Below are 5,099 nucleotides of genomic sequence, written 5' to 3'. Positions count from 1 at the left end.
GACGGCTGCGGGGTGCCGGTTTTTGCCGTACCCCTGAAAAATGGAGCTTTAGCCTTTGCCAAGCTCTCACGGCCCGACCTGTTTTCCGGGAAATTAAAAGAAGCGGTAGAAACAGTAGTACACAGTATGAATGCCTATCCGGTAATGGTCGCAGGAACCGGTCGTTTTGATACCGATTTAATGGGTAGTTTTCCCGGTAGATTTATCTCAAAGGTAGGAGCAGAAGCGGTACAAATCGTAGGTGTTCTTAACAAAGGTATTGCCGTAGCGGTAAAAGTGGCCGATGGGAACAGCCGGGCCCTGGGGGCAATTACCTTAGAAACCCTGCGCCAGCTTGGATTTATCAGTGATGAGGAACTTAAAAAATTAGCTACCCACTACCGTCCGGTCATTAAAAATCACAAAAAAGAAATAGTTGGAGAAATAAGAGCTAATTTTACTTTAAAGATTTATTAGCTTTAAAAAAATAAGGGGGTGGTATTACGCCACCCCGATTTTATTTATAAGGAGTATTGCCACCGGCACAAAAAGTCCGGTTAATTCCATAATCCCACCGTAATTATCCCCCGTTAGTCCCCCAAAAAACCGCTGCCAGCGAGCTGCCACCACAAACGCAAAAAGATAAGCCAGAAACAAAATTATTAAAATTTTAATTAGAGAAAAGTTAAAAAACGTCGCTGCTCCCAGGGTAAAGATTAAGGTTTGCCCCAGGGTAAAGATTAAGCCGGCAGTTGAAGCATAATCTTTAAAACCCCGGCCCAGGGAAGAGCCCACGTAGGGGAAGGAATAAATCACCAGGTACCCCGTTCCCCGCAGGATAATTTCGGAAACAAGCACCGTAAAGGCCTGCATTTTCGGAGTAAAGGAAGCAAAACTTCCGTATTTTAGAACTAAAAACGCTCCAAAAAACGCCACCGCCATCGAGCCTACCCTGGAGTCCTTTAAAATTTCCAGCCTTTTTTCCTGGTCGCGGTTGGAGTAAATTGCATCAAGGCTATCCAGTAACCCATCGATATGAAGGGCTCCCGATAAATAGATTTGCCCGGCTATTATAACTCCGGCCCAGAAAAAGCCTGGATAGGACCTTCCGAATAATTCAATTATTAAGGCTAAGATACCACCGGTAACTAAACCATAAGTGGGAAGAAAGATAGGAGCTCTGTTAAATTTTTCCTCGGAAAAATTGAGTTTTCCCGGCACCGGAATCCTGGTGAAAAAGGTAAGGCCTAAAAGAAAGGTGGTTAACATTCTAAGCTCACTCCGTTACTGCTGCTGGAAAATACCAGCCAAGCTCCCTTTGTAATCTTACAACATCGCCCACCACAATTACCGCCGGGTGCTTAATCCCCGCCGCCACTACCTTTTCTACAATGTCTTCCAGGGTCCCGGTAACAACTTTCTGGCTGGGAGTAGTTCCCCGGTAAATTACCGCCACCGGAGTAGCGGCAGGCAAGTATTTTAAAAGTTCTCCTTTTATAAACGGAAGGTTACTTAATCCCATTAAAATGACAATGGTACCCCCAACCCGGGCGATTTTTTCCCAGTCTACCTCCCGTTCTTCTTTATTTTCCGTTTCATTGCCGGTAACTACCGTAAAAGTTGAAGCTAAATTCCGGTGGGTTACCGGAATTCCTGCATACGCCGGCACCGCTACCGCCGAAGTAACTCCCGGTACCACTTCAAAATGAATCCCTGCCTGGAATAAAGCTAAAGCTTCTTCCCCTCCCCGGCCAAAAACAAAAGGGTCTCCCCCTTTAAGCCGTACCACTATTTTTCCTTCCCGGGCTTTTTGTATTAAAAGCTCGTTAATCTCCTCCTGATTTAAACTGTGTCGGCCAGGAGCTTTTCCGGCATAGTAAAGTTCAGCAGCAGGATTTACATATTTTAGAAGTTCGGGGTTTATTAGCCGGTCGTAAACAACCACCTGAGCCTTTTTTAAAAGTTTTATCCCTTTTACCGTAATGAGCTCCGGGTCTCCCGGTCCCGCCCCTACCAAATATACCTTGCCGTTCATTGCAGACCCTCCTAAGCTTTTTTGACTTTTATGGCTTTACCCAGATAATGCACCGGAATCTCCAATTTAAGCTCAATACCCTCTTTTACCGCCACCAGCAGTGAAGTTCCCGGTCCTGCGGATTTTTCCAGGGAAAAGGGAGGGGCTATAACGCTGTCTATTTCAAATCCCTGATTTTTAAGCCACATTAGTTCCGCCCAAACTCCGCCGGAGCCACAGGGAATGATTTCCAGCACATCATTGTTTTGGCTCAATTCATAAACCAGATGAGGTGTAGCCTGCAGTTCCGGAAATTTTAACACTTCTTCCCCTACCAGAGGTACGCCTACGATATATAAGTCCGAAGTTTCGCCAGTCCTGTTTACTAAAAGCTCGTCTCCCAGGCCCACCGCCGTAAAACCGGCTCCCGTGGTATTTGTAGTAAAATTCTTTTCACTGCTTCCGGTAATTTCAATGGCAAAAGGCAGGATTTTTACTTCCGCCAAAACCCCCTGATAAATCTCCTTACCCGTAGGCTCCCATTCACACGAAACGGTACAGGAAATTACCTGCGGCCTGGCCTTTACCGCTAAAAGCTCCATCAATACCACCCGAGCCCCGTAACGACCAACGATTTCTCCGGAAGTTTTTACTATATCCCCGGCTTTGGGACCAACCCCGCCAATGCTATCGGCAGCAATTACCATCTTTTCCCGGGATAGAGGTACGATGGTTAAATCCCGGTATTTAAATCCGGCCATATTCATCTCTCCGTTTTCCCGCGAAGAGCCCGGGCAGTTAAACCGGCCAGCAAAATATTAACAAACGATGCCACCAAAAGGGGTACTACCATGGCGGTGAAAAAGGCCATACCAAATTGGGGCATAATGGCAAAGGAAAGGGGAGCTATGACTCCATTTAATAAGGTAGCCACCACAATACCTACAAGAACATTGCGCTTACCTAAAACTCCAAATACCGCAGCAAAAACAGCCATTTCCAGCGCAACTAACAGGTGGAGCGGTAAGGTCAGGGGAAAACCTGCGGTAGCAGCAGAAAGCAAATGGCCCAGAGCAGCCACCAAAGCCCCCAAACCCGGGGACAAATAAAGGGCTGCGAAATAACCGGGCAAACTATCCAAAGCTACGGTACCGGTAGGACTGGGAATTTTAATCAAGGCCCCGACAGCGCTTAAGGCAATTAAAATTGCTAAAGTAGTAACGGTTCGGGTATTCATTTAAAAAACCTCCTTGAATAAAATATGTTTTAAGGCATTTATAAGCACCCGGTTTTCCTTCCGGGTTTTTACCGCAATCCGCACCGCTTCCCTTTTCAAGCCAAAATTTTGAAGCGGTCTTACCGCTATCCGGTATTTTGCCAGTTCAAAAAGAAGCTGTTCTAAGTTGATACTTTCAGGAAGATAAGCCATTAAAAAATTTGCTTTGGACGGTAAAACCTGAAAACCCAAGCGGGAAAGATTTTGGCTTAAATAATTCCTTTCTTTTTTTACTAAAGTTCTGGTTTTTAACAGATAATCCCTCTGGGCAAAAAGTACCGGTCCTATTTCGGCCGCCAGATTATTTATCTCCCACTCGGGTAAAAATTTTTTAAAATCTTTATAATCCTTTTGCGGTAAGATTAAAGCTCCAAGCCTTAAGCCGGGAATAGCAAAAATTTTGGTAAGGGAAATTAAGATATAGACATCTCTTAACTTTCCGGAATTTCGCCAAAAGATTTCCCTCTCATCTTCCATAAAATCGGCAAAACTTTCATCTAAAAGAAGCTTTATCCCTTTTTCCTGACATAAAACAATTAATTTGAATAATTCACCTATGGGCCAGGCAGAGCCATCGGGGTTGTTTGGCCGGCAAATAAACAGTAAATCTCCTTTTCGGCCCTTCGCCAGAAGATAGTTAAATATTTTACTCAGCCCCTCATCTTCCAACGCATAATTAAGCTTCTCCACCGGTACGTTATGGCTTTTTAACGTTTTTTCATAAAGGTTAAAAGTTGGGGTAACTATTAGCCCGCGTTGCGGCCTTAAGTAAAACAACAGGTAATTTAAAAGGGACGAAGCACCGTTCCCTAACACTACTTCTTCCTTTTGAAAATACCCGTAAGCCGCCTTTTCTAACTCCCGGTACCGGTAGTCGGGGTAAATGGAAATTAACTCTTTTAAGTTTCTTCGCAAAAATTTCAAAGCTGCCTCCGGTGGCCCGTACGGGTTTAAATTGGCGCTAAAATCGTAACGCGGTAAAACCCCGTATTTTTCGTAAAAAAGTTGCTTATTTCCCCCGTGTTCAAGCATCATGAACCTCCAAAGAAATTCCCCCATCCGCCATGGTTAGAACCCGGCACTCGTAGGCTGAAAATTCTTTTCTTAAGATTTCTTCTTTTTCCTGCGACCACGAATTATAAAACCAGAGGCCAATCCCGCTGCCGCTATGGGCCACGTTAACCCCCACCGCTCCCAGTTCTTTACCAACCCTGTAAACCCAGAAAAGTTCCTCTTTAGGTAATATTAACTGGTGGGCAAAAGCATCAATGGTCATTCCCCGCCCAAAAAGATAGGGATTATCGGTTTTTAAACCCCAGAACACCATTTTTAGAGCCTGACGCACTTTAGGCTCTTTTAGCCGATTTAGCTCCTTTAAATCTTCCCGCCGGTTAAAGGCTATTGTATCTACCGCTTTGCCGGTATCAATCCAAAATATTTTATAGTTTTTTGCCGCCGCTAGCCGGTACCAAAAGCTCCCCTGGCGGTGGTCAACAAGAGAAATTCCCGGCAGAAAGCTTCCATCGGTTGGTTCCACCTGGGTTAAGATTTTTAAAAATTCCCCGCGGTTAATCCTAATTCCACTTAGCGTTAACATGCCGGCCAAACTCCCGGCTAAATCCGCCGTACTGCTGCCCATGCCCCGGCCTTCAGGAAGATTCCTCGTAACTTTTATGGTAAATTTATGTTTAACCGAAAATTTATCGAAAAAAATCTCTACCAGCCGTTTAATTTTGGGACGGTCCTCGGGAATCTCAAGTTTCTCGCTAACGGAAACTTCAACAACATTACCCAAGTTAACCGGGGCAGTTAATAAAAAATCTTTCCCGC

At 44.9% G+C, this 5,099-nt stretch carries 7 protein-coding genes; 1 reads left to right on the top strand and 6 read right to left on the bottom strand.

The window, feature by feature from the left end:
- Positions 1-456: asparaginase (locus ciss_RS09085; protein WP_143298533.1), on the top strand; the 456-nt coding region annotated here is incomplete at its 5' end.
- A 24-nt stretch (positions 457-480) separates the two neighbouring features.
- On the opposite strand, the gene ciss_RS09080 is transcribed toward ciss_RS09085, so the two are convergent.
- The 6 genes from ciss_RS09080 to ciss_RS09055 all read right to left on the bottom strand — a co-directional run.
- Positions 481-1,248 carry an adenosylcobinamide-GDP ribazoletransferase gene (locus ciss_RS09080; protein WP_075866039.1) on the bottom strand — a complete coding sequence of 256 codons (768 nt, stop codon included), beginning with the start codon at positions 1,246-1,248 and terminating at the stop codon, positions 481-483.
- A gap of 7 nt (positions 1,249-1,255) precedes the next feature.
- Positions 1,256-2,014: a uroporphyrinogen-III C-methyltransferase gene (gene cobA, locus ciss_RS09075; protein ID WP_075866038.1), complete on the bottom strand. Its 759-nt coding sequence runs from the start codon at positions 2,012-2,014 to the stop codon at positions 1,256-1,258.
- An 11-nt stretch (positions 2,015-2,025) separates the two neighbouring features.
- Positions 2,026-2,754, bottom strand: coding sequence for a hypothetical protein (locus tag ciss_RS09070; protein ID WP_075866037.1), 729 nt, complete (start codon positions 2,752-2,754; stop codon positions 2,026-2,028).
- Positions 2,755-2,756: 2 nt separating this feature from the next.
- Entirely contained in the window at positions 2,757-3,230 is a 474-nt protein-coding gene (locus tag ciss_RS09065; RefSeq protein ID WP_075866036.1) for an ECF transporter S component, read from the bottom strand.
- Complete coding sequence (locus ciss_RS09060) at positions 3,231-4,301, bottom strand: pyridoxal phosphate-dependent aminotransferase (RefSeq protein ID WP_075866035.1); 1,071 nt, start codon at positions 4,299-4,301, stop codon at positions 3,231-3,233.
- The coding region (locus ciss_RS09055) for a GHMP family kinase ATP-binding protein (RefSeq protein WP_075866034.1) at positions 4,294-5,099 on the bottom strand (806 nt) is incomplete at its 5' end. The genes ciss_RS09055 and ciss_RS09060, both read right to left, overlap by 8 nt.

Origin of the sequence: Carboxydothermus islandicus (assembly GCF_001950325.1) — a bacterium.
Taxonomy (GTDB): Bacteria; Bacillota; Z-2901; order Carboxydothermales; family Carboxydothermaceae; genus Carboxydothermus; species Carboxydothermus islandicus.
The sequence above is the reverse complement of the archived record's forward strand: the minus strand, read 5'-3'. Positions and strand labels throughout refer to the sequence as shown.